General features: G+C 65.5%; 20 protein-coding genes. 11 read left to right on the forward strand and 9 right to left on the reverse strand.

The features are described from left to right. Positions 1–22 precede the first annotated feature (22 nt). The 3 genes from dapC to fdxA (ABF648_RS03245) form a co-directional block, all read right to left on the reverse strand. Positions 23–1,114 carry a succinyldiaminopimelate transaminase gene (gene dapC / locus ABF648_RS03235; RefSeq protein ID WP_415630855.1) on the reverse strand — a complete coding sequence of 364 codons (1,092 nt, stop codon included), beginning with the start codon at positions 1,112–1,114 and terminating at the stop codon, positions 23–25. Further along, on the reverse strand, positions 1,111–1,428 hold the full coding sequence (fdxA, locus tag ABF648_RS03240; RefSeq protein ID WP_415630856.1) for a ferredoxin: 318 nt from the start codon (positions 1,426–1,428) through the stop codon (positions 1,111–1,113). The genes dapC and fdxA (ABF648_RS03240) overlap by 4 nt, the downstream gene beginning before the upstream one ends. Positions 1,429–1,757: 329 nt before the next feature. Further along, complete coding sequence (fdxA, locus tag ABF648_RS03245) at positions 1,758–2,072, reverse strand: ferredoxin (RefSeq protein ID WP_415630857.1); 315 nt, start codon at positions 2,070–2,072, stop codon at positions 1,758–1,760. Between the two features lie 226 nt (positions 2,073–2,298). Here fdxA (ABF648_RS03245) and ABF648_RS03250 point away from each other — a divergent pair, with 226 nt between their 5' ends. Next, the gene (locus ABF648_RS03250) at positions 2,299–3,267 is read left to right on the forward strand and encodes a 2-hydroxyacid dehydrogenase (protein ID WP_415630858.1); all 969 of its coding nucleotides are present in this window, start codon (positions 2,299–2,301) and stop codon (positions 3,265–3,267) included. Positions 3,268–3,422: 155 nt separating this feature from the next. Next, positions 3,423–4,844 carry a class II fumarate hydratase gene (fumC, locus tag ABF648_RS03255; RefSeq protein WP_415630859.1) on the forward strand — a complete coding sequence of 474 codons (1,422 nt, stop codon included), beginning with the start codon at positions 3,423–3,425 and terminating at the stop codon, positions 4,842–4,844. A 67-nt stretch (positions 4,845–4,911) separates the two neighbouring features. Here the strand turns inward: fumC and ABF648_RS03260 are convergent, their stop codons facing one another. Both ABF648_RS03260 and tkt read right to left on the reverse strand, forming a co-directional pair. Continuing rightward, on the reverse strand, positions 4,912–6,252 hold the full coding sequence (locus ABF648_RS03260) for an MFS transporter (protein WP_415630860.1): 1,341 nt from the start codon (positions 6,250–6,252) through the stop codon (positions 4,912–4,914). Between the two features lie 67 nt (positions 6,253–6,319). Then, a complete protein-coding gene (gene tkt, locus ABF648_RS03265; RefSeq protein ID WP_415630861.1) occupies positions 6,320–8,392 on the reverse strand; it encodes a transketolase in 2,073 nt (690 codons plus the stop codon). 88 nt (positions 8,393–8,480) lie between these two features. Between tkt and ABF648_RS03270 the strand changes: the two genes are divergently transcribed. Further along, complete coding sequence (locus tag ABF648_RS03270; protein WP_415630862.1) at positions 8,481–9,017, forward strand: GNAT family N-acetyltransferase; 537 nt, start codon at positions 8,481–8,483, stop codon at positions 9,015–9,017. Positions 9,018–9,161: 144 nt separating this feature from the next. Here ABF648_RS03270 and ABF648_RS03275 read toward each other — a convergent pair whose 3' ends face one another. Continuing rightward, on the reverse strand, positions 9,162–10,403 hold the full coding sequence (locus tag ABF648_RS03275) for a M20 metallopeptidase family protein (protein WP_415630863.1): 1,242 nt from the start codon (positions 10,401–10,403) through the stop codon (positions 9,162–9,164). Positions 10,404–10,492: 89 nt separating this feature from the next. Between ABF648_RS03275 and ABF648_RS03280 the strand changes: the two genes are divergently transcribed. After that, a complete protein-coding gene (locus tag ABF648_RS03280; RefSeq protein ID WP_415630864.1) occupies positions 10,493–11,626 on the forward strand; it encodes a hypothetical protein in 1,134 nt (377 codons plus the stop codon). A 29-nt stretch (positions 11,627–11,655) separates the two neighbouring features. On the opposite strand, the gene ABF648_RS03285 is transcribed toward ABF648_RS03280, so the two are convergent. After that, positions 11,656–12,681, reverse strand: a complete 1,026-nt coding sequence (locus tag ABF648_RS03285) for a diacylglycerol/lipid kinase family protein (RefSeq protein ID WP_415630865.1) — start codon at positions 12,679–12,681, stop codon at positions 11,656–11,658. A gap of 703 nt (positions 12,682–13,384) precedes the next feature. On the opposite strand from ABF648_RS03285, the gene cysK reads away from it, so the two are divergent. Further along, positions 13,385–14,350 (forward strand): cysteine synthase A, encoded by a 966-nt coding sequence (cysK, locus tag ABF648_RS03290; RefSeq protein ID WP_415630866.1) that lies wholly within the window; start codon positions 13,385–13,387, stop codon positions 14,348–14,350. Between the two features lie 129 nt (positions 14,351–14,479). On the opposite strand, the gene ABF648_RS03295 is transcribed toward cysK, so the two are convergent. Next, complete coding sequence (locus tag ABF648_RS03295; protein ID WP_415630867.1) at positions 14,480–15,388, reverse strand: ABC transporter substrate-binding protein; 909 nt, start codon at positions 15,386–15,388, stop codon at positions 14,480–14,482. 260 nt (positions 15,389–15,648) lie between these two features. Between ABF648_RS03295 and ABF648_RS03300 the strand changes: the two genes are divergently transcribed. Further along, positions 15,649–18,222 (forward strand): circularly permuted type 2 ATP-grasp protein, encoded by a 2,574-nt coding sequence (locus tag ABF648_RS03300; protein ID WP_415630868.1) that lies wholly within the window; start codon positions 15,649–15,651, stop codon positions 18,220–18,222. Continuing rightward, complete coding sequence (locus ABF648_RS03305; RefSeq protein WP_415630869.1) at positions 18,219–19,133, forward strand: transglutaminase family protein; 915 nt, start codon at positions 18,219–18,221, stop codon at positions 19,131–19,133. The genes ABF648_RS03300 and ABF648_RS03305 overlap by 4 nt, the downstream gene beginning before the upstream one ends. 83 nt (positions 19,134–19,216) lie before the next feature. Here the strand turns inward: ABF648_RS03305 and ABF648_RS03310 are convergent, their stop codons facing one another. Beyond that, entirely contained in the window at positions 19,217–19,858 is a 642-nt protein-coding gene (locus ABF648_RS03310; protein ID WP_415630877.1) for a peptidyl-tRNA hydrolase, read from the reverse strand. Positions 19,859–19,954: 96 nt separating this feature from the next. Here ABF648_RS03310 and ABF648_RS03315 point away from each other — a divergent pair, with 96 nt between their 5' ends. The 4 genes from ABF648_RS03315 to ABF648_RS03330 all read left to right on the forward strand — a co-directional run bounded on the left by ABF648_RS03315 (position 19,955) and on the right by ABF648_RS03330 (position 22,628). Then, positions 19,955–20,698, forward strand: coding sequence for a sulfite exporter TauE/SafE family protein (locus ABF648_RS03315; RefSeq protein WP_415630870.1), 744 nt, complete (start codon positions 19,955–19,957; stop codon positions 20,696–20,698). Positions 20,699–20,772: 74 nt separating this feature from the next. After that, a complete protein-coding gene (locus ABF648_RS03320; RefSeq protein WP_415630871.1) occupies positions 20,773–21,660 on the forward strand; it encodes a VOC family protein in 888 nt (295 codons plus the stop codon). A gap of 139 nt (positions 21,661–21,799) precedes the next feature. Continuing rightward, a complete protein-coding gene (locus ABF648_RS03325; protein WP_415630872.1) occupies positions 21,800–22,321 on the forward strand; it encodes a hypothetical protein in 522 nt (173 codons plus the stop codon). Positions 22,322–22,445: 124 nt separating this feature from the next. Beyond that, positions 22,446–22,628, forward strand: coding sequence for a hypothetical protein (locus tag ABF648_RS03330; protein WP_415630873.1), 183 nt, complete (start codon positions 22,446–22,448; stop codon positions 22,626–22,628). Positions 22,629–22,998: the final 370 nt, after the last annotated feature.

Here is a 22,998-nt window from a genome sequence, read left to right on the forward strand (position 1 = left end):
CCTGGTCACCACTGGCGTCTGGTCAGCCGCGCAGACGCTCGGCAGCCGAGGCGATCCGCTCGTCGGTGGCAGTCAGCGAGAGCCGCACGTGGTCGCCCGAATCGGGGCCGTAGAAGGCCCCGGGCGCCACCAGGATGCCGCGCTCTGCCAGCCAGTCCACACTCTCGCGTCCACTGGTGCCCTGCGTGGCCCACAGGTAGATCGAGCCCTCGGAGTGGTCGATCCTGAATCCGGCCTGCTCCAGGGCGCTCCGCAGCAGCTCGCGCCGAGCGGCATATCGTGCCCTCTGGACGCGAACATGCTCATCGTCGTCGAGTGCGGCGACCATGGCTGCCTGCACGGGCGTGGAGACCATCATGCCCAGGTGCTTGCGTACCGCCAGCAGTTCGCTGACCACTGCGGGATCACCGGCGATGAAGCCGGCCCGGTAGCCCGCCATGTTCGAACGCTTGGACAGCGAGTGCACGGCGAGCAGGCCGTCCAGCGAGCCGCCATTGACCTGGGGATCGAGCACGGAGTAGGCCGGCGCGTCATAGGCGAACTCGGCATAGCACTCGTCGGCGGCAAGGACCGCACCCTCCTGACGGGCGAAGGCCACCCAGCGCCGCAGCAGGTCGAGGGAGGCGATGGCGCCGTGCGGATTTGCCGGCGAGTTGATCCAGATCAGCCGGGGGTGCGACTGCACCTCATCTGGATCATCGCAACGCTCGATGAGCGTGTGAGCCATCAGGGCACCCACCTCATAGGTGGGGTAGGCGATGCGAGGGATCACCACGGTGTCGTGGTCACCCAGCGCCAGCAGAGTGGGCAGCCAGGCGACGACCTCCTTGGTGCCCACGGCGGTGGTCACCGCCTGCTCATCGAGCCCGCACGCGTTCCAGCGGCGCGTCATGTAGCCGATCACAGCTTGCCGCAGCTGCGCTGTGCCCCACACCGTGGGATAGCCGGGAGCCTGGGCTGCTGCGGCCAGGGCCTCGCAGACGATTGCCGGGGTGGGGTCGACAGGTGTGCCCACCGAAAGGTCGGCAATGCCCCCTGGGTGTTGACAGGCGCGCGCCTTTGCCTGGGCCAGAGTGTCCCAGGGGAAGTCAGGCAGCGTCTGGGAGAGCTTCACTCCTTGGGTGGCAAGCCGGCCACCGTCGGTTCGTCGCTGTCCTGGGGGCCGAGCCGCGCGGCTCCGCCCGGAGATCCGATCTCGGTGAAGAAGTTCGCATTGATGTCGGTCCACTGGAGGAAGTCATCGGGAAGATCGTCCTCGTAGTAGATGGCCTCGACCGGGCAGACCGGCTCGCAGGCACCGCAGTCAACGCACTCATCGGGGTGGATGTAGAGGGTGCGAGCACCCTCGTAGATGCAGTCGACGGGGCACTCTTCCACGCATGCCCTGTCCTTGACGTCGACACACGGTTGAGCGATGACATAGGTCATGGCCACTCCTGTACACGTTCTAGATGTGACGGCCGACTCCACTCATCGGAGCCGGCACTCAGGTCACAATACAACGCTCGTGGGCCATGACTGCCCCTTCACAAGCGGCTCTCAGCTGCTTTGCGACCGGATCTCAGCCACCGTGCGCCATGACGGAGGCAAAGCACTGCAGGTTGCCGCATTGGGTGGTGGCACATCTGGCCGCACAGGGCCTGCCCCCACCAGCGGGACAGGGGAACACGAAGCGCCCTGCGGGAGCCTGGAAGAACCCGCAAGGCGCTTGGTGAACACACCGTTGAGGTGCGGCAGATGACTGCTTCTCCGGACGACTATTTCTTGGGCAGCGCGGCCACCGTGGGCTCGTCGTGGTCCTGCGGACCTGCCATCGCAGCGCCACCGGGGTTGCCGATCTCGGCGAAGAAGTTCGCATTGATCTTGGCCCACTCCTTCAGGTCGGCGGGCAGATCCTCCTCGGCGTAGATGGCCTGGGTCGGGCAGGCCGACTCGCAGGCGCCGCATTCCATGCACTCGTCCGGGTTGATGTAGAAGGCGCGCGGGCCCTCGTAGATGCAGTCTGCGGGACAGCCCTCAAGGCATGCCCTGTCCTTGACATCGACGCAGGCCTGCGTAATGACGAAACTCATCGTGACTCCTGAATCTGCAATTGGCGAGGCCGCGCCAACCATGTCGAGCAGAACGCGGACAACTTATTGGACTAGAAGATAATGCTTCCCGGCCACGGCATGTGACATGACTACATAGCAGACAGCACGGCAATGCTCCACCCCACGAGCTATGGGTCACTGGGAGACAATTCCGGCCGGACACTCGCCCGCGCTAGTGTGCCCATGAATCGAGAGAGGATGGGCGATGGCAAGAATCTGTATCACTGATGCGGTGCCCGAAGACGGTATCGCATCACTGCTGGAGGCAGGTCACGAAGTGGTCCGCTGGACCGGGGACCAGGCACCGACGAGGGCCGAGCTGCTCGAGCATGTCAAGGGCGCCGAAGGCGTGCTCAGCGTACTGAGTGATGGCGTCGACGAGGAGTTCTTAGCTGCCGCGGGCCCCCAGCTCAAGGTGGTGGCCAATGTCGCCGCCGGTTTCAACAACATCGATCTTGATGCCTGCCGTGCACACAATGTGGTGCCCACCACGACTCCCGGCGTGCTCTTCGACGCCACCGCGGACACCGCCTTCGCACTGCTGCTCATGGTCACCCGCCGCTTCGGCGAGGCCGAGCGTCTGGTGCGGGCGCACAAGCCGTGGCAGTACCGCACCACCTTCATGCTGGGCCACTCCATCGAGGGCAAGACCATCGGCCTGATCGGCGCGGGCCAGATCGGCGCCGCGATGGCCAAGCGGTGCAAGGCCTTCGGTATGACGATCCGCTATGCCGAGGAGCACCCCATGAGGGAGCCTGTGCGCAGCGAACTGGACGCCGAGGGGCTTCCGCTGGACGAACTGGTGGCCACCTCCGATGTGGTGAGCCTGCACTGCCCGCTCACTCCCGAAACCCACCACATCCTCAATGCCGCAAGACTGGCGTCGATGAAACAGGGCGCCTATGTGATCAACACCGCCCGCGGCGCCTGTATCGACGAGGCCGCGCTCGTCGAGTCGCTGCGTTCCGGACACCTGGCCGGCGCAGGTCTGGACGTCTACGAGAACGAGCCGACCATCGATCCCGGTCTGTACGAACTGGAGAACGCGGTGCTCCTCCCGCACCTGGGTTCGGCCAATGTCGAGACCCGCACCGCGATGACCGAGCTGGCCTCCAGCAATGTGCTGGCTGTTCTGGCCGGCAAGCCTGCCCCCACCCCGGTGGCAGGCTTCTGAGGTCCGGCGCAATCCAACCAGCGCGACCACGATTCCGGGCCATCGACCCTTGTGGCGCGCCGCTGAATGCGTCCCCGTGAGAACTCGCGTTGGCCGAGCCCCGGATGGGTCCCGGCCAACGCGGCCACCACAAGGCCGGTCGATAGGCTGAGTGCATGGCTGAGAACAGCAACGCGCAGACGCGTACCGAATCAGACTCAATGGGCACCATCGAGGTTCCCGCAGACCACTACTGGGGCGCACAGACCGAGCGCAGCCTCCACAATTTCGACATCGGCCGCACCACCTTCGTGTGGGGACGCCCGATGATCAAGGCGCTGGGCACCCTCAAGAAGGCAGCCGCCCAGGCCAATGGCGATCTTGGTGAGCTCCCGCCCCAGACGGCAGAGCTCATCGTCCGCGCCGCCGACGATGTGATCTCCGGCACACTCGACGCAGAGTTCCCGCTGGTCGTCTTCCAGACCGGGTCGGGCACCCAGTCCAATATGAACACCAACGAGGTGATCGCCAACAGGGCCATCGAACTGGCCGGCGGCACCCTCGGCTCGAAGACCCCTGTGCACCCCAATGACCACGTCAACCGCGGCCAGTCCAGCAATGACACCTTTCCCACCGCGATGCACATCGCCGTGGTCTGCGAGCTCGCCGAGATGTACCCACGCATCGAGCAGCTGCGCAACACCCTCGACGCGAAGGCCAAGGAATACTTCGACATCATCATGCCCGGGCGCACCCACCTGCAGGACGCCACCCCGATCCGGCTCGGACAGGTGATCAGCGGCTGGGTCGCCCAGATCGACTTCGCGCTGGACGCCATCCACTACGCCGACTCGCGCGCTCGTGAGCTGGCTATCGGCGGCACCGCAGTGGGCACCGGTCTCAACGCCCATCCGGACTTCGGCCCGCTGACCGCCAAGAAGATCAGCGAGCAGACCGGCATCGAGTTCAAGCAGGCAGCCAATCTGTTCGCCGCGCTGAGCGCCCACGACGCGCTCGTGCTGGTCTCCGGTACGCTGCGCGTACTCGCCGATGCCCTCATGAAGATCGCCAATGACGTGCGCTGGTACGCTTCCGGCCCGCGCGACGGCCTCGGCGAGCTGCTCATCCCCGAGAACGAGCCCGGCTCCTCGATCATGCCCGGCAAGGTCAACCCGACCCAGTGCGAGGCCATGACGATGGTGGCCACCAAGGTCTTCGGCAATGACGCGACGGTCGGCTTCGCCGGCTCGCAGGGCAACTTCCAGCTCAATGTGTTCAAGCCGGTGATGGCCTGGTGCGTTCTCGAGTCGATCCAGCTGCTCGGCGACACCTGCGAGAGCTTCGACAAGAACTGCGCATACGGTATCGAGCCCAACCGCGAGCGGATCGAGCACGACCTGTCGATCAACCTCATGCAGGTCACCGCGCTGAACCGCCACATCGGCTACGACAAGGCGTCCAAGATCGCCAAGAATGCCCACCACAAGGGCACCAGCCTCCGCGAGTCGGCCCTGGAGCTGGGCTTCCTCACCCCGGAGCAGTTCGACGAGTGGGTCGTACCTGCCGACATGACGCACCCTTCGGCCGCCGAGGACTGAGTTCCGTCCTCACCCCATCGGGACTGTCCGGGCGCGCATTGTTCCGCGCCCGGGCAGCCCTTCTGTGTCAGCGCAGACCTTCTTCGGCCTGCTGGGTGGCTTCCGCCTCGACCCTCGTCCATATCCGTACGTGAGGTGGCCAGCCCTGCTCCAGGCGCATCCGGACACCCTGGTGGCCGATCAGATAGGCCAGCACTGCCAGTGTCGTGGTCCCGGTCGCGATCGGCCCGACGAGCACCATCTCCCGAGGCCCGAGCACATCGCCGATCCACCCCACGATGGGCGCCCCGATCGGTGTGCCGCCCATCACAAGGACCATGTAGACGGCCAGCACCCTCCCTCGCATCGAGGGCTCGGTGGTCATCTGGATCGTGGAATTGGCGCAGGTCAAGGTGGTGACGCTGAACAGGCCGACCGGGATGAGCAGCACAGCGAACACCGGATAGTTCGGCGCGAGGGCCAGCAATACCGTGAAGATGGTGAAGCCGGTCATCCCGATGATGAGAGTGCCCAGTCGCGGACGGCGGCGGCGTGCCGCGATGAGTGCAGCGACCAATGTCCCTATTGCCATGATCGTGCCGAGAATGCCGTAGCCAGCTGGACCCTTGCCGAACACCCGGGTGGCCATCGCCGCGTTGGTGATCTGGTAGTTGATGCCGAAGGTGCCGAGCATGAAGACCATCACCATGACGATGATCAGGTCAGGGCGATGCGCGATGTAGTGCATGCCCTCGCGGATCGAGCCGCGGCCGCGGCGTGGCAGAGCGGGATGCAGCAGGTCACCCTGCATCGATACGAGCGCGAAGATCATCGCCAGAAAACTGAACGTGTTCAACAGCATCCCTGGTGCCACGCCGAGCGCCGCGATGAGCAGCCCGGCCAGCCCAGGCCCGACCAGCCGCGCGCCGTTGAAGGACATCGAATTGAGGCCCACTGCGTTGGCGATCAGCGGAGCCGGCACCATCTCGGAGACGAAGGCCTGGCGAGCGGGGTTGTCGAAGCTCGTGATGACGCCCTGGGTGAGGGCGAACAGGTAGACATGCCACAGCTGCACCTGGCCGGTGACCACCAGCACCCAGAGCAGCAGGCAGTTCAGGCCGAGCAGAGTCTGGGTGATGAGCAGCAGCCGGCGTTTGGGGAATCTGTCGGTCACCGCGCCGGCCAGCGGTGCCAGGAAGGGCAGTGCCAGGAATTGCAGCGCCGAGACGATTCCCATGGCCGAGGCGGAGTGGTTGGTCAGGCGGGTGAGCACCAGCCAGTCCTGGGAGGTTCTCTGCATCCAGGTGCCGGTGTTGGACACCAGGGCCCCGCAGAAATAGTTGCGGTAGTTCCGCTCCGCGAAGGAGGCGAAAGTCCTGGACCCGGATCCGAACGGGTGCAGGTGCGCCCTGCCCGGCTTACTCGTCATCGTGGTTCGCACGCAGAACTGCCCGGCGTCTGCGTCCAGATGCCGGGCAGTTCATAGGACATCGGACTCAGCCAACTGCAACGAGGCTCTGGGCGGCGGCGGCGACGTTCTCGGGGGTGAAACCGAACTCGGTCATGAGCACGCTCCCCGAGGCCGATGCCCCGAAGTGCTCCAGGGAGACGGCCACACCCTGGGCGCCGATGTAGCGGCTCCAGCCCATCTCGATACCGGCCTCGACGCTCACCCTCGCGGTGATCTGCGGGGGCAGCACTTCGTCGCGGTAGGCCTGGTCCTGCTCCTCGAACCACTCCTGGCAGGGCATGGACACCACGCGTGCGGCGATCCCCCGCGACGTGAGGATGTCCTGGGCGCCGACGGCGACCTCCACCTCCGAACCGGTCGCGATGAGGATGACCGTCGGAACCCCCTCGGGCGCTTCGCGCAGCACATAGGCGCCCTTCGCGACACCCTCGGCGGACGCGAAACCCTCATCGCTACGGTCGTAGGTTGTGAGGTTCTGGCGGGACAGCACCAGGCCGGCCGGCCTGTCGGTGTGCCGCAGCACCTCGCGCCAGGCGATGGCGGTCTCGTTGGCATCCGCGGGGCGCACGACGTCGAGTCCGGGGATGGCCCGGCAGGCCGCCAGATGCTCCACCGGCTGATGGGTGGGGCCGTCCTCGCCGACGCCGACGGAGTCGTGGGTCCACACGAACACCGAGGGGACCTTCATGATCGCGGCCAGCCGCACGGCGGGGCGCATGTAGTCGCTGAAGACGAAGAAGGTGCCGCCGTAGGCCCTTGTCAACCCCGACAGGTTGATGCCGTTGACGATGCCGCCCATGGCATGCTCGCGGATGCCGAAGTGCAGCACCCGGCCGCCCGGATCACCGGGCCACTCCTTGGTGATCCGATCGGTGGGCAGAAAGCTCTCCTGACCCTCCATCGTCGTGTTGTTCGAGCCCGCGAGATCGGCGGAACCGCCCCACAGCTCGGGCAGCTGGTCTGCCAGGGCGGTGAGCACCGCCCCGGATGCCTTGCGGGTGCTCATCGAGCCGGCATCGAAGCTGGGCAGTTCCAGGCCCACCGGGAGACGGCGCGCCAGGACTCTGTTCAACAGCACCTCGGCGTCGCGGTTGGTGGAGCGCCACACCTCGAAGCGCTTGTCCCAAGCCGCACGTTCTGCTGCTCCGCGCTCGGCGAGCGCTGCCCTCGTGCGGTCCACGATGGCGTGGTCGAAGGCGAAGGGCTCCTCGGGAAGATTCAGCTCCTTCTTCAGGGCTGCGATCTCCTCGGTACCCAGTGCAGCACCGTGCACCTTTCCGGTGCCGCGCATTGTCGGGAGCGGCCAGCCGATCACCGTGGTGAGGCGGATGATGCTCGGCCTGGATGTTTCAGCCTTGGCGGCCTCGATCGCCTGGTACAGCGCTTCGACGTCCTCGCCGTATTCGGTACCGCCGTGCGTCCAGTCGACATGCTGGACATCCCATCCGTAGGCGGCGAAGCGGGCGTCGACATCCTCGTTGAATGCGATGTCGGTCTCACCCTCGATGGTGATCCGATTGTCGTCATAGATCAGCACGAGATTGCCGAGTTCCTGCGTGCCGGCCAGCGAGGCCGCCTCGGAGGCGACACCTTCCTGGAGGCAACCGTCACCGGCGATCGTGTAGATCATGTGGTCGAAGACGGACTCGCCGTCGGTCGCCGAGGGATCGTACAGGGCGTGCTCCCGGCGGGCTGCCATCGCCATGCCGACAGCCATCGAGATGCCAGCACCCAGCGGCCCGGTGGTGGCCTCCACGAACTTGGTGTGCCCGTACTCGGGATGCCCAGGAGTCAGCGAACCCAAGGTCCTCAAGGACTCGATGTCCTCCAGCTCAAGGCCGAGCCCACCCAGATACAGCTGCACATATTGCAGCAGCGAGGCATGACCGGCAGACAGCACGAAACGGTCACGGCCCAACCAGTGAGGATCATTCGGATCGATTTTCAGCACGCGTTGGTACAGCAGGTAGGCCACTGCTGCCAGCGAGATCGGCGTGCCAGGATGACCATTTCCTGTCTTCTGCACCGCATCGGCCGCCAGCATGCGGGCCACATCCACTGCTCGCCGATCTTCTTCGGACCACTCAATTTCGCTCAACGCCACACCCTTCACATTGCACAAGTTGCGGACACCGCAATCAGTCTCCTCAATGAGACTCTGAAACCATCCTAACAATGCGCGTACCGTGACTCGTGTGAGTGCTCCGGTGAGCCTGCGCCAGGCCCGTCAGAAGGACGCCGGGGCGATCTCCACCATCCTCAACACCCAGGGCATTTCACGCACGGCGAACTATCGCCGTCCGCTCAGCACGGCAGAAGAACGGCTCGGATGGCTCGCCTCCCAGACCGCAGGGGGCAGGCCTGTGCTGGTGGCGGAGGCCGACGATGAAGTGATCGGTTTCGCCAGCTATGCGACCTTCCGTCCCGAGGACGGCTACGACATGACGGTGGAGCACAGCGTCTATGTCGCGTCGGCCCGCGAGCACGAGGGCGTGGGCCGCATGCTGATGACCGGACTCATCGACATGGCACGCGCCGACGGCCTGCATGCCATGGTCGGGGTGATCGATGCAGCCAACGGGGAAAGCCGCGACTTCCATCGCAGTCTGGGCTTCATTGAGCAGGGCCTGCTCCATGAAGTGGGTCACAAGTTCGGGCGCTGGCTCGACGTCTGCATCATGGTGCTGCGACTGGGCGACGGGCCTGCCCCGATCGATGGGTGAAGGATTTCGCACGCCCCACTTCGCCGAGCTTCGGCACAGCTGCCAGGCACGCCTGGTGGTCACATCGGCAGTATTCACACCGTCTGCGGCCGACGACGCTCGTGACAGGCCATCACGCCGGCTCCTGGACGGCACCGTCCGAGATCAATGACCCTCAGGCAGTGCCCCCTGGAAGGCCAGTGCTGCAAGCATCGCGGCTTGGTCGCCGAGCGCGGAATCGTCATAGCGCGCCAGCGGCGAGTGAAGCTGGGGCGCGGTTGCGGGGTCGACGCCAGGCTCCAGAGCACCCATGAAGAAGAAGGCTCCGGGCACCTGCTCCAGTACATAGCTGAAGTCCTCGCTGGCCATCACGGGGTGGTCCATGTCCACCACCCGCCCGGGGCCGAACAGGGTGGTGGCGGTGTCCAGCGCCCGCTGGGCCGCGATGGGATCGTTCAGTGTGGTCGGGCAATTGACCTTGAACTCCGCGTCCACCTGGCAGCGGTGAGTGGTGGCGATCGACTCGGCAAGCTCCACGCCACGGGTGGCGAAGTGCTCGGTGGCCTCGCGCGAGACGGCTCGGAAGGTGGCCCCGAGGTAGGCGGTGTCATGGATCACATTGATCACCTCGCCGGCGCGCAGCTGGGTGACCGTGCACACCACCGGATCGAAGACGCTGAATTCGCGAGTGACGAGATTCTGCAACTGCTGGCCGAGATCGAGTACCGCAGGCACCGGGTCGATCGCGGCGTGCGGGGCGGAACCGTGTCCACCGGCCCCGGTGTAGGTCGCAGTGATCTGGCAGTTGCTGGCCATCTGCGCGCCCCTGCTGATGTGCACGGTGCCCACCGGATAGGGCATCTCGTGCAGACCCCAGGCCACCACGGGGCGCTCCCCGCAGGCCTCCAGCAGCCCCTGGTCGAGCATCCGCCGGGCACCAGCTGCGGTCTCCTCGCTGGGTTGGAACATGAACAGCACCGTGCCGGCGATCTGCTCACGCAGCTGCACGAGAATCCGCACCGCTCCCACCATGCCCGACATGTGCAGATCATGGCCGCAGGCGTGCATGGCACCGTTGCTGGACGCGAAGTCCACGCCGGACTGCTCGGTGACCGGTAGGGCATCCATGTCGGCGCGCAGCAGAACCGTCGGGCCGGGACGCCCGCCACGGAGCACAGCCCAGAAACCGCTGCAGTCGGCGAGTTCGTGGATTTCCAGCGGTAGCCCTCGCAATTCCTTGAGCACGCGGGCGTGCGTCTTCGGCAGGTCGAAGCCGATCTCGGGGATCTGGTGCAGTTCTCGCCTCAGCCCGATGATCTCGTCACGCAGCGCCGCGCCCCTGCCCACGAAATCCAGGGCGGCGAAACCCGGAGTGCCGATGTGCCCGCTGGTGCTCTCGATGTCCATGCCGCCATGGTGGCACGCCTCCGTGGCGGAGGAGTCCGGCCAGACTCCGACGAAATCCGGCCGGGCGGGCTCGCGGCTAACCTGTCGACGTGGATCGCAGCGCTCAATCACACGACTCCATGGCGGCGATGGAGCCCGTCCCGGGTGCATCGAGCCACGGAGCTGACCCGCACGGGTGGCATTGGCCCGCTGCGCTGACCGTGTGTTCCGGACGCCAGGCCCTGTCCCTCGTCGCGCGGTGGTGCCGGGCGCACGCCATCACGACTGCCCTGCTCCCGGCCTACCACTGCGAGACCATGGCCACGCCGTTCTGGCTCGAGGCGATGGCGGTGCGTCCGGTAGCTGTCGACGGCCGACTCCAGTTCGATCCGGCTGCGCTGCACTCGGCCGTGGACGCCTGCGCCGGTCCGGCAGCGATCTTGACCTGCCGGGTCGGTGCCATGACCGTGACGGAGGAACTGGCGCAGGAGCTGTCCCGGGCCCGGCAATTGGGGCACCTGGTCGTCGAGGACGCCACACACAGCCTGCTGGACGAACTCATCGACCCCTTCCCACTAGACCTGGCCGCATCAAATCCGGAGCCCCCGGCCGACATCCGCATCGCGAGTCTGCGCAAGCTGCTCCCGGTGCCCGATGGCGCCTGGATCACGACCGCACCCGGGATCACGCTCGACCCATTGAGGTCCCGCGGCGCGCAGGACGAGGCAGTGACCAGAACCGGCCTGGAGCTTCTGGAAGCCCAGCACGCCTGGCGGGCGCAGCCGATCATCAGCAGCACGGAACCAGGCAGCGCTCCCCCGGAATGCGCTGCCCTGCTCACTGCCATGGCCCGCGCCGACGCCGCCCTCGATGCGACCCTCAGCCCCGCCCCCGCAGGCCCCGTCACACTCACGATGCTGGCCCGTATCGACCTGCCCCGCTGGGCGCTTGCCTGGCGCCGGGCCAATTCCCGGTTGTGCTCACTACTTGCCGGGGACGTACGGCCGCTCAACGCTGGCCGGGCCTGTTTTCCACTGATTCGCAGCACGCACTCGACATCTATCGACAAGTCTCTGGCTGCCCATGGAGCCTTCGCGCCGCAGTACTGGTCCAGACCCTCCTGGCTGTCCGAGGATGCCGACTGGCCCGAAGACGTCCTGAGCATCGATGTCGCCCCCGATGACACCGAGCAGCGCGCGGTCACCCTCGCAACTGCCATTGCGGCGGCCCTGGTGCCCGCCTGACTGCCTGGCCCCCAGTCATGGCCGCCGGTTCAGGGCACCCGGATGCACACCTGTCCGACAATCCCGGCGCTGAACTCGGAGCAGTGCGTCGAGACGATGTCACCGTCCGCCTGCACGGCGACCGGTACCGCCGAGCGCACCTGGACCGATACTCCCTGCGCATACTGCAGGCCGGGTGCCGAGGAAGTGCTGCCGAGCAGACCCTTGGCAGCGATACCGATCCACTCGTCGGGGCGGTGCGGAGCGACGGCCACCACGTCGAGCCGGCCGTCATCCATCCGGGCATCGCGAGCCAGCACGACACCACCGGGCACGATGTGAGCACCGGGAACCAGGGGTGTATTCGTGGCCAGCACCGTCCAGTCGCGTCCCTGGTGCCAGTCACCGTCGTCGACGCGCCACGACATCGACATCGGAGAACGAAGAATCTGCCCGAGCCCGGCCATGCCGTAGGCCAGTGGGCCCATCACTTTCTTTGCCGCCCGAGGCGTCGACTGAACCGTGCGCGCGTCCCTGCCAATGCCAGCCATGCAGCAGAAGTGAAAGGGGCCACGCAGCTGGCCATCGCCTTGCAGGCATGTGACCTCGCCGACGTCGATATCGGCCAAGGATCCGCAGATGGCCGAACGTATCTGGTCAGGCATCCGCCGGCCGGTGAGACCTAGCGCTGCGGCGAGCACGTTCCCGGAACCCACCGGCACAATGCCCAGTGGCAGCTCGCTGCCCACCAGCTCCTCGATCGACTGGCGGATCGTGCCGTCACCACCGGCAACCACCAGCGAATCGATCCCGCGATGGCGCAACCGGACGGTCTGGGTGCGACCGGGCTCGGCCAAGGAGGTGAACTCCACCCAGAGTTGCGCTCCGATGGACTGCGTGACGCGCCTGGCGATGTTGACTATCCGTCCCGGATTGCTCGCGAGCGAATGCACGATGAGCCCCACCTGTCTCGGTGGGTCGACCTCACGAGGTGGGACGCGGATGGGCCTGGGTCGCGCCACATGGGAGCGCAACTGGAACAGAGCTTTGCCTCGTGCTCTCGCGACATCGGTCACCCCCTGATTGTGCACCGAGGAGCGCATCCGGATTCGAGCGGCAAGCGGGAGTCCAGCCCGAGCCGGGCCTGCTGGACAAACGTCGGTCTCTCCCAGCCTGTCTTCCAGGGATTCAGCCCTTCGATCACCCGGCTGATCCGGGGGCAAGCGCGACGATGCCCTCAGCCGGGTCGCCTCCTTGCCGGACGTGGACGACTCGCTCACCAGGAGCTGTCTGCTGGCCCACTCACCTCGCTGCATCGCTGAGGCAGGACAGCATCACGGAGGAGGACGGCCCACCATCACGCGCTCCGCGTCATCGAGGCATGGTCATCGAGGCATGAGCACGGAATTGACTTCACCGAGTCGTGGACTAATATCACCGTCATGGCCTCTTACCTCGCTGAGCACAGTGATCTGGTGCGCGTCGAGTCTGCCATGATGTGTTGTCGTTGCCACTGAAGAGCGACCGCACAGTTCAGTTCCTCGTGATTCCACACCTTTCAGGGTGCCTGGGTTGCCGCCTCCTCCTCGGGGGGTGATCACGAGTCGGGCCATCGCTTCTCCTCCCGTCAACCGTTTGTCACAAGGGCTTGAGTTCCGGTGCGAGACGGTGGACGAGATCTCTGGCGCCTCCTGCTGATGCGGTCAGTCCCCATGATCAGTCATCGCATTTCCACATTCCAATTTCCGCCCAGAAGTACAAAAATCCGAAAGGTTCCGCATGTCCGGTATTCACGAATCCATCACCGAGCTCATCGGTAACACCCCGTTGGTGCGCATTCCGCACTTCCTCGAGGCAGCCGGTATCCCCGACGCCAACCTCGCCATCAAGCTGGAGTACTTCAACCCGGCCGGCTCGGTGAAGGATCGCATCGCGCTCTCCCTGATCGAGGATGCCGAGAAGAGCGGCGCACTCAAGCCCGGTGGCACCATCATTGAGCCCAGCTCGGGCAACACCGGCATCGGCCTGGCTGCTGTGGGCACCGCGCGCGGATACAAGGTCAAGATCGTGCTTCCCGCCGCGGTGAGCGTCGAGCGCCGCGCACTCATCCAGGCCTACGGCGGCGAGGTCATCCTCACCCCCGGGCCGCTGGCCATCAAGGGTGCCATCGCCTACGCCAAGAAGCTGCACGAAGAGGATCCCAACTCGATCATCCCCGGACAGTTCGACAATCCGGCCAACCCCCAGGCCCACTACGAGCACACCGGCCCGGAGATCCTCAAGGACACCGACGGCAAGGCTGACGTGCTGATCTCCGGTATCGGTACCGGTGGCACGCTGTCCGGCGCCGGCAAGTACCTCAAGGAGAACAAGCCCGGCTTCACCGTGATCGGCGTCGAGCCCGCCAAGAGCGCAATCCTCAATGGTGGCAAGCCCGGCCCTCACGGCCTGCAGGGCATCGGCACCGGTTTCGAGCCGGCCACCCTCGACAAGACCGTCTACGACAAGGTGCTCGACATCACCGATGAGGACTCCTTCGCCAACGCGAAGCTGCTCGGCACCACCGAGGGCATCTTCGTGGGCATCACCTCCGGGTCTGCACTGACCGCTGGCATCGAGATCGCCAAGGATCCCGCCTACAAGGACAAGCTGATCATCGTCCTGCTTCCGGACTCCGGCGATCGCTACCTTTCGACCCCCCTCGGCAAGTTCCCCGAGATCGAGGTCCAGGACGTTACGCTGTGATCTGAGTCACACCGAGTGACCGACATCACGTAACGGGCACCGCATCCGAGGGGAGTCACCCCCCTCCGGAAGCGGTGCCCGTTGTGCACGAGGCGTCATGGACCCCCGATGCTGAGCCTCAGGACGGCCTCAGCCCAGGCCATGGTCGGCAAGCCAGGCCTTGGCGATGTCAGAGGATTTCTGCTGCTTGGTGGTGCTCTGCGCGTTGAGCGCCCGCAACTGGTCGGTGGTGAGTTTCGCCGACACGGAGTCGATCGCCGCAGCAGCCTCCTGGTCCACCGAGCCAGTCACCAGCGGAGTGACGTTCTGCGGCAGGATCAGGTGCTTCGGGTCATCGAGCACGACCAAGTTGTCGATGCCGATGACCGGGTCAGCGGTGTAGATGTCGGCGGCATCCACCGAGCCATCGGTCAGTGCCTTCACCGTGAGCGGACCACCGGAGTCCTCGACGCCGACCACCGTGGCCTGGACGCCGTAGACACTCTCCAGCCCCTTGGGACCATAGGGTCTGGAGGCGAACTCCGAGTTCGCGGCCACCTTGATGACCCGCCCCAATTTCGTGAGGTCGCCGATGGAGGTGAGACCGTACTGGTCGGCGCTGGCATGGGTGACGGTGTAGGAATCCTGGTCAGTCGCCTCCGCGGCGTCCAGCACGCGCAGGCTCTTGGGCAGCGCTGCGGCCAATTGGCTGTGTACCGAGGCGGGATCGGTTCCCGTTGCGGTCTTGTCGTAGTACTGCAGAAGATTGCCGCTGTATTCGGGCATCACGTCGATGCGGCCCGCTTCCATCTCGGGCAGATACACCTCTCGCTGTCCTATCTGGTACTGCCGTGTGACGGTGAAGCCGGAAGTCTCCAGTCGCTGGGCGTAGAGCTCAGCGATGATCTCGTTCGAGTAGTACTGCTGCGAACCGACGACCAGGCCCTGCTTCGACGCGCCGGAACCGCTGCTGGCGCCAGTCACCGGATTCGCGCTGGAGCACCCCGCGAGTGCCACCAGCGCACCCGCCATCAGCAACGACCTGCGATCGAATTTCATCGTGACCCCCTGACGCGACACTGATGCCACCAGCATTTCAGCTGCGTCAAGGCCCTGTGCACACACGGACGTACGCAGCACGACCGTGCGGCATGCAACCGATGCGTCGCTCAGCGGCCGGGACACGGGCATCGGCTCGCCCTGGTGCAACAAAAAGTGCCGTGTGCACGGCATCACATCGAAAGAACATATTCTCATTTGAAAACATTCTCGTGAGATCGGAGCCCCGCCCGCCCCCAAATGTGCCTACAGTCATGCCAATGACCGCCGAGACCACCGGGCTGTTCGAGGGCTATGTGCAAGAGCTCTCGCGATCCGGCACGTCCGCAGGGGATTTCTTGCTCGATCACGTCGCCGATCAGGCCTCCGACCCCGCGCGCGTGGCCCTGAAAGGCCTCGCGAGCGAAGACATGGCGGCAGTGTCACGCCAGATCGGGCAGCTCGTCGACGCCGAGGGCGTCTCCTTCGGCCAGTCCGAGCCCTACGCACCTACCTGGCACCTTGATCCGATGCCCCTGCTCATCAGCCCCAGTGACTGGTCGCTGCTCGACGCCGGGGTCCGTCAGAGAGCGGAACTGCTCGACCTGGTGCTGACCGATCTCTACGGCCCGCGGACACTGCTCCACGATCGCGTCCTGCCTGCCGAGATCGTGATGGGGCACGAAGGTTTCCTGTTCCCCCTGGACCATGTGCGGCTGCCCAACCGACGTCAGCTGGTGCTCGGCGCCACAGATCTGGTTCGTGCCAGCGGTGGGCAGTGGACGGTCGTGTCCGACCACACCCAGGTCCCCTCGGGTGCGGGCTATGCGATGGCCGACCGCAGGATCATCTCCCGGGTGCTGGACCGGCTGTACCGCTCGACCGGTCCCTATCGGCTCAGGGGATTCTTCGACCACATCGAACAGGCCCTTCAGGAAGCGGCTCCTCGCACTGAGGCACCGCGCGTGGTACTGCTCACTGCTGGGGTGGGGGCGAAATCCAGTTACGACCAGGCGCTCACCGCGACCCTTCTCGGTCATCCCCTCGCCCAGGCCGATGATCTCGTCGTGGAGGGCGGCCGGCTGTGGATGCGCACGATCGGGCAGCGCCAACCCGTCGATGTCGTGCTGCGCAATGTTCAGGCCCTCAGCAGCGATCCCCTCGACCTGAGACCCGAGTCCAGGCTGGGGGCGCCTGGCATCGTGGCCGCCTGCCGCGCCGGGCGTCTCAGTGTGGTCAATCATCTCGGAGCAGGTGTACTGGAGAATCCGGCACTGGCATGCTTCCTCCCGGCCGTGTGCCGCCGGCTCCTGGGCGAGGACCTGTTGCTGCCCCAACCCGCCACCTGGTGGTGCGGCGACCCCTCGTCCTTGGGCTATGTCCGGGAGCACCTGGATGAGCTGGTGATCCGCCCGATCTGCCGGACGACCGCATCACCGCTGCTCGGCTGGACCCTTGGGCCGTCTGCGAGGAGATTGATCCTGGATCGCATCGCTGCGGAGCCTTGGGCATGGGTCGGCCAGCACTTCGTCGAGGCGGCCACTGCACCGGCCCTGGGAGCCCATGGGCTGGTCCCCCGGGCCGTCGTGCTACGCACCTTCCACGTGTCTGCCGGCGATGACATCCACCTCATGCATGGCGGCACGGCCCGGCTCACCCGGCGCGGCGACCGCCCGCTGATGAGTCACCCGGAGGGCAGCGCCATCAAGGATGTCTGGGTGTTGCGCTCCAGTCAGGCAGGTGGCGCCACGCAGAGCCTTCCCATCGTGACGCTGCGTCCCGAGCGCGACGAATTGGACCGCGAGCTGCCGCCCATCACGCCGCGGACTGCGTCCAATCTGTACTGGCTGGGCCGCTACTCCGAACGGACGGAGGCCACCGCACGGCTGCTCATGGTGGTGGACAATCTCGTCAATGATCATCTGTACCGGCCTCGCACGCCCGGCCACACCGCCATGACGACCATGGTGGACGCCCTTGCGGCAGTCACGACGGTTCAGGCCGGCCAGCGGACCGAATGGCCTCAGGAACCCCCGGAGAATGTCGAGCGGACCGCATCGCTCCCCCAGCTGCGCCGGACCATGCTCGACGTCCAGACTCCCGGCTCCGTGGCCTTCGACGTGGTACGTACCCGCGAGACCTCCGACCAGGGCAGGGCACTGCTCACCGGCGACACGAGCGCGGTGGTGGCTCGGCTCGCCGCGACCATGGAGTCCGCCGCGGCCGAGCCTGAGCACATCCTGCTGCAACCGGTCTGCGCCCAGGTGCTCACCAGCTGTCTTGCGCTCACCGGCATCATCGCCGAGAGCACGGTGCGCGATGAGATCTGGGCCTTCCTGGAGATCGGACGCCGCTTCGAACGCGCCTCGGCCACATTGCGGCTGGTCAGCTGCACCCTGGCCCTGGCCCGGCCACCGATCACGGAGTCCCTGGTGACCGAGACCGTGCTGCGCGCCTGCGATTCCCTGGTGACATATCGACGCCGGATGGCCGCCGGTGTCGGCTCGAGTGCCCCCGCTGCCGCGGCGACAGAACTGCTGGTCTGCGATCTGAGCAATCCGCGCTCGATCGCCCATCAGTTCAAGGCGGTCGAGATCGCACTGGCCGCGGTCCCGGACACTGAAGTGGAGACGCGCCTGCGACCACTGCAATCTGCTCTGGAGACAGCCGACATCGCGACCCTGTGCCTCACCGACAGGCCCGGGCTGCTGGAGCTGCTGACCGGCATCGAACGCGAGCTGCATCAGATTGCCAACGCCTTCGAAAGCTCCCACTTCGCGCTGCAGAGCGGAATCCGCGCCTTCTCCGTCTACGAATCGGCCCGCACCTGGCCCGATACGGAGATGTGGGCATGACGGCGCTCGCTGTGGACAATCTCCACCGCACTCGCTGCTACTCCGTGCGGCACCGGACCCTGTACCGATACGACCAGGTGGTGACGACCTCCTTCACCCGGGCCGTGCTGAGACCTCGGGCCACCGGCACGCAACGCGTGCTGGAGCACCAGGTGAGCATCTCCCCCGAGCCCGATGTGCTCGACGAGACGATTGATGCCTTCGGCAATGCCAGTCACTACATCGAGATCCACACCCCGCACACCTGCTTCGAGGTGTCCAAGAGCAGCGTCGTCGAGGTGACCTGGCCCGCGATCGATCTCGATGCGCTCGACGCGTGGACGATCGACCAGGCCGCCAGCACCTTGCGAGCCAAGGCCGATCCGGTGGCCGGGGCGACCTACACCTTGCCCTCCCCGATGGTCCAGCTCCCTGCTGCCGTGCGCGACTTCGCCCATGACATGCTCACCAGGCAGATGGGGCTCGGAACCGCCATCCGCACCGTGCACGAGCAGATTCATCACGAATTCGCCTACCGACCGGGCTCCACAAGTGTGAACACCACGCTGCCTGAGCTGCTCGATGCCCGCAGCGGAGTGTGCCAGGACTTCGCACACCTGGCGGTCGCCTGTTTGAGGACGATGGGTCTGCCCGCCCGCTATGTTTCCGGGTATCTCGAAACGACCCCTCCGCCGGGCAGGGCAAAGCTCGAGGGCAGCGACGCCACGCATGCCTGGGCATCGGTGATGGCCCCCGACGGCGACTGGGTCGACCTGGACCCCACCAACGATCAGCTGGCTGATTCCCGCTACATCGTCACCGCATGGGGCCGTGACTTCTCCGACGTCTCACCGCTCAAGGGAGTCATCTTCACCGATGGAGGTGAATCGACTCTCGAAGTGGCCGTGGACGTCGACCCGCTGCCCAGCTGAATCGACTCCGGAGGGGTACGGCTGGTCCTCACTGTGCCCGGCCCTCAGCGGCATCTGCGCGGCAGGGCGAGTCTGCGCCGGGTTCAGCCCTGTCGCCAGAATCCCCTGACCGTCTCGGCGGGCGCGTCCAGCTCGGTGAAGCCCGAGTCCACGATGCTCACCGGACGAGGGGCCTTCGCCCACACTTCCGGCCCCGGCCTGCGCACCTCAACGCGGAAACCGTCATCGCGCCAGACGTCCCGGCGGCTGTCGTCGGCGAGTTCGTAGAGCCTCTGGGCCGCATGCCCGCACTGAGCTGCCAGCTTGCCGCTGGTCAACTCCAACTCTGGCGAGATCTCGATCACCGCCACGGCATCTGCATTCATGCTCAGGCCTTCGGGAGGGAAATGGGTGCCGGAGACCTGGAGCTTGTCCAGGGCCTTGGGCAGTGGACGACACGGAGCCGGCACGAAGGAGCGCACCTGGGCCTGTCCGAAACCCTCCGGCCCCGGCTGAGTCACCGTGTGGCCGTCGAATTCCTGGACATCGGTCCACCTCTTGCCGTCCGCCCTGCGTACCAGTTTGCGGATCCGTTCACCCGACCAGCGCTCAACCGCCTCATGCCAGCTGCCGCCAGGCCGGCTGCGCGGATCATCGAGCAGCATCACCACAGCTCGGGAGGCCGCCTCACAGACATCGACCTCGCGGGCGGGATGCCGCCGGTCTCGGTGGACGACGAGCTGCATTGCCCAGGGGATCTGCTCGTCCGGCTGCACGGGAGACTGGTCACACACGGGGTTCACCGTATGCCGGGTAACGGGCACTGGATTAGTCTGGCCTGCGTGTCGATCGCCGTATTCGTCCTGCTGCTCCTCACCGGCATCGGCACAGGTCTGGTGGGATACCTCACCGGGCTCGCCTCGCTGGTGAGCTATCCGGTGCTGCTCGCGGTGGGTCTGCCGCCGGTCGCGGCGAATGTGACGAACACGCTGGGGCTGGTGGGGGCCGGCGTCGGCTCCACCGCACGCGGAGCCCGCCATTTTCTCACGACCGATCGCCGGGCAACCCTGTGGCAGTCAGCAATTGCTGCGATCGGTGGGCTGGTGGGCGCTGGCTTGCTGCTGGTGGGTGGGGAATCCAGCTTCAAGTCCATCGTCCCGTGGCTCGTGCTGCTGGCGTCGGTGCTGCTGCTCCTGGAGCCCAAAATCACGGGCCTGCGCGGAGAACATTCCACACCTGTGTGGCTGTACACCACCCTGTTGTTCTGCGTGTGCATCTACGGCGGCTATTTCGGTGCCGGTTCCGGCGTGATCTATCTCGCGGTGACGGCGCTTTTCTCCCGGATGGCGTTCGAAAAGGCTGTATTCATCAAATCAATGCTTCTCGCGCTGAGCAATCTCACCGCGTCTTTGCTGTTCGCATTCTTCGGGCCGGTGGACTGGTGGGCGGCACTGGCGCTGGGCATCGGCTGCATCATCGGAGGAAATTTCGGCCCTCCCATTCAACGGCACATTCCCGAGCTCGCGATGCGCTGGACCATCGCACTGGCGGGACTGGTGCTCGCCATCTGGCTGTGGCGCTCCTGAAGAACGACAGCACGCCCAGCGGATGCTCAGCCGAAATACCTTGCACGCTCCGGCAGCGCTGGTAGCGTCGATATATGACGCAGAAAATCACCCCCAGCATGTGGTTCGACCACACTGCACGCGAAGCCGTTGACTTCTACGTCCGAATCTTCCCTGACGCCGAAGTCACCGAGATTGCCCACTATCCGACCGAAGGGCTCCTGGACTTCCAGAAGGAACTGGCCGGGCAGGAGTTGGAGATCCAGTTCCGACTCGGCAATCAAGAATTCTCCGCCATCAATGCCGGCCCGGAATTCTCCATCAACCCGTCCATCTCGATGATGCTGCACTTCGATCCCTCGTCGGACGGCCACGCCAAAGATCATCTTGATGAATTGTGGACCGGCCTGGGCGAAGGCGGCACTGTGCTCATGGAGCTGGACGAGTACGACTTCTCACCGCACTACGGCTGGTTGCAGGATCGTTATGGCATGACCTGGCAGCTCCTGCTTGCCAGGCCCGACTCGCAGCCACGCCCCTTCGTCGTGCCGAGCTTGTTGTTCACCAGTGGGAGTGCGAAGGCGCAGCAGGCCATCAACCTGTACACCGCACTGTTTCCCGATTCCGGCATCGGCGTGGTGGCCCCATATCCCGAGAGCAGCGATTTCGCGTCGGGGTCTTTGATGTATGCCGACTTCCGGTTGGCTGGTCAGTGGTTCATCGCGATGGATGGCGGTGGACTGCATGACTTCACCTTCAACGAAGGAGTGTCGCTGATCGCCTCTTGCGCCGACCAGGAGGAAATCGACCGGTTGTGGAATGTGCTCTCGACGGTCCCCTCGGCCGAACAGTGCGGCTGGTGCAAGGACGAATTCGGGGTGAGCTGGCAGATCGTGCCGGCGAACATGGCTGAGTTGATGAAGCGGCCCCATGCATTCGAGAAGATGCTCGCCATGCACAAGCTGGTGATTGCCGATTTCTGAGAGCCGCCTCCTGAAGGGCCCGGTGAAGTGCGCGTCGCATGCCGGGCTTCGCGCTGGGCGAGAGGTCCCCGGACCTGAATGCACGCAGGCACCACTCGGCGATGAGGCCGATCACGAACGGCCCACTAGGCTGACGACCATGGCGCTACGCAATCCGCTGGGACGAAGCAACCCGTCTGGGCAGGCGAAGCCCATCAAGATCTCCCGGATGTCGGCGGTGCTGCTGGCGACGGTATGGATCTGGTTCATCGCGGCGCCGCTGTTCGCGATCTTCATGTTCGCCCTCGGGAGATGGCCGATCGGCCTGCTGTTCGCGGTCATCACGCCGTTCTCGTGGTGGGCGCTTCCCGTGGCCAGGAGGCAGTACCGGGCTTGGCCAAAGCGGGCAGCCGGGGCGCAGGAGGCCCAGGTCGGGGATGCAGTGGCCTTGGTCGAGGGCCTTGTCACCGATGGTTTCCGCTGCATCCCACCATGCGACTGCACGATCACCGTGGAAGCCACCAGGACCGACGACGGGCCGGGCTATCTCGTACAGTGCACCGGCGACGGGGAGAAGATTGTCGGCCATGTGCCTGCCTCGGGCGCTCCAGCGATCAAGAACTTCCTCAATGCGGCCCGTGATGCCGGAGCGGACTGCCCGGCATCGTTGCCGCGGGGTTGAGCTCAGCGGGGGTTGAGCTGTTGGCGAGTCGAGTTCTGTCGGTTCTGCTCGGCCAGGTCCTTGAGCGGTTGAGTTCATTGCCGGAGCTCAATGTGCGGACTGGCCGCCACGTCAGGCTCGGCGCATGTCGGAGGTGGATTCCTGGCGCGCACTGATTGCGCTGCTCACGGACGACCCAACGGCGGCGGACGACACTGTTCTCGCCGTGACTGATCCGGATGTCTACTTCGCCAGGCACGAGGAGCACCTCGATGACCGCCGCAAGGGCCGCCGAAGCCTTCATCCGCCTTCCCCGATAGCCGTGTGACCCGGAGGGAAATCAACAGGCTGGCGCCCCCAACAAATTCTCCAACGATTCTCAGCCTGTGGCATTGAAACCGATCGCACTACCGAGATACGCCGCTTCTGCACATCTGAACATGATTTCGGTATGGCGTTCTGGCGATCTTCAATTGGACAATGGCGCGACACAAACCACCGATTGTTGTTTCGCAGGTTCACTGAACTCAGAGAACCTGTCGCGTAAAATGATATTTCGTCCCCAGACTTCCCGAATCCGAATCAGAAAGGTCCTCGCCATGTCAGATTCGAACCCGTTTGACCCTTCACAACCCGAACAGCCCAACCAGCAGCCCCACAGGTCACAGCAGCCCGATCAGCCCTACGCATCCCAGTCC

Origin of the sequence: Propionibacterium sp. (assembly GCF_047719395.1) — a bacterium.
Classification (GTDB): domain Bacteria; phylum Actinomycetota; class Actinomycetes; order Propionibacteriales; family Propionibacteriaceae; genus Propionibacterium.

Excerpts from the sequence above, each read along its gene's own strand:
- ABF648_RS03310 (WP_415630877.1), bottom strand. The coding sequence starts at position 19,858 with ATGCAGCTCGTCGTCCACCGAGACCGGCGGCATCCCGCCCGCGAGGTC.
- fumC (WP_415630859.1), top strand. The coding sequence starts at position 3,423 with ATGGCTGAGAACAGCAACGCGCAGACGCGTACCGAATCAGACTCAATG.
- ABF648_RS03295 (WP_415630867.1), bottom strand. The coding sequence starts at position 15,388 with ATGAAATTCGATCGCAGGTCGTTGCTGATGGCGGGTGCGCTGGTGGCA.
- ABF648_RS03320 (WP_415630871.1), top strand. The coding sequence starts at position 20,773 with ATGACGCAGAAAATCACCCCCAGCATGTGGTTCGACCACACTGCACGC.
- ABF648_RS03305 (WP_415630869.1), top strand. The coding sequence starts at position 18,219 with ATGACGGCGCTCGCTGTGGACAATCTCCACCGCACTCGCTGCTACTCC.
- fdxA (WP_415630856.1), bottom strand. The coding sequence starts at position 1,428 with ATGACCTATGTCATCGCTCAACCGTGTGTCGACGTCAAGGACAGGGCA.
- ABF648_RS03250 (WP_415630858.1), top strand. The coding sequence starts at position 2,299 with ATGGCAAGAATCTGTATCACTGATGCGGTGCCCGAAGACGGTATCGCA.
- ABF648_RS03330 (WP_415630873.1), top strand. The coding sequence starts at position 22,446 with ATGTCGGAGGTGGATTCCTGGCGCGCACTGATTGCGCTGCTCACGGAC.
- ABF648_RS03325 (WP_415630872.1), top strand. The coding sequence starts at position 21,800 with ATGGCGCTACGCAATCCGCTGGGACGAAGCAACCCGTCTGGGCAGGCG.
- cysK (WP_415630866.1), top strand. The coding sequence starts at position 13,385 with ATGTCCGGTATTCACGAATCCATCACCGAGCTCATCGGTAACACCCCG.
- ABF648_RS03260 (WP_415630860.1), bottom strand. The coding sequence starts at position 6,252 with ATGACGAGTAAGCCGGGCAGGGCGCACCTGCACCCGTTCGGATCCGGG.
- fdxA (WP_415630857.1), bottom strand. The coding sequence starts at position 2,072 with ATGAGTTTCGTCATTACGCAGGCCTGCGTCGATGTCAAGGACAGGGCA.
- ABF648_RS03275 (WP_415630863.1), bottom strand. The coding sequence starts at position 10,403 with ATGGACATCGAGAGCACCAGCGGGCACATCGGCACTCCGGGTTTCGCC.
- ABF648_RS03300 (WP_415630868.1), top strand. The coding sequence starts at position 15,649 with ATGACCGCCGAGACCACCGGGCTGTTCGAGGGCTATGTGCAAGAGCTC.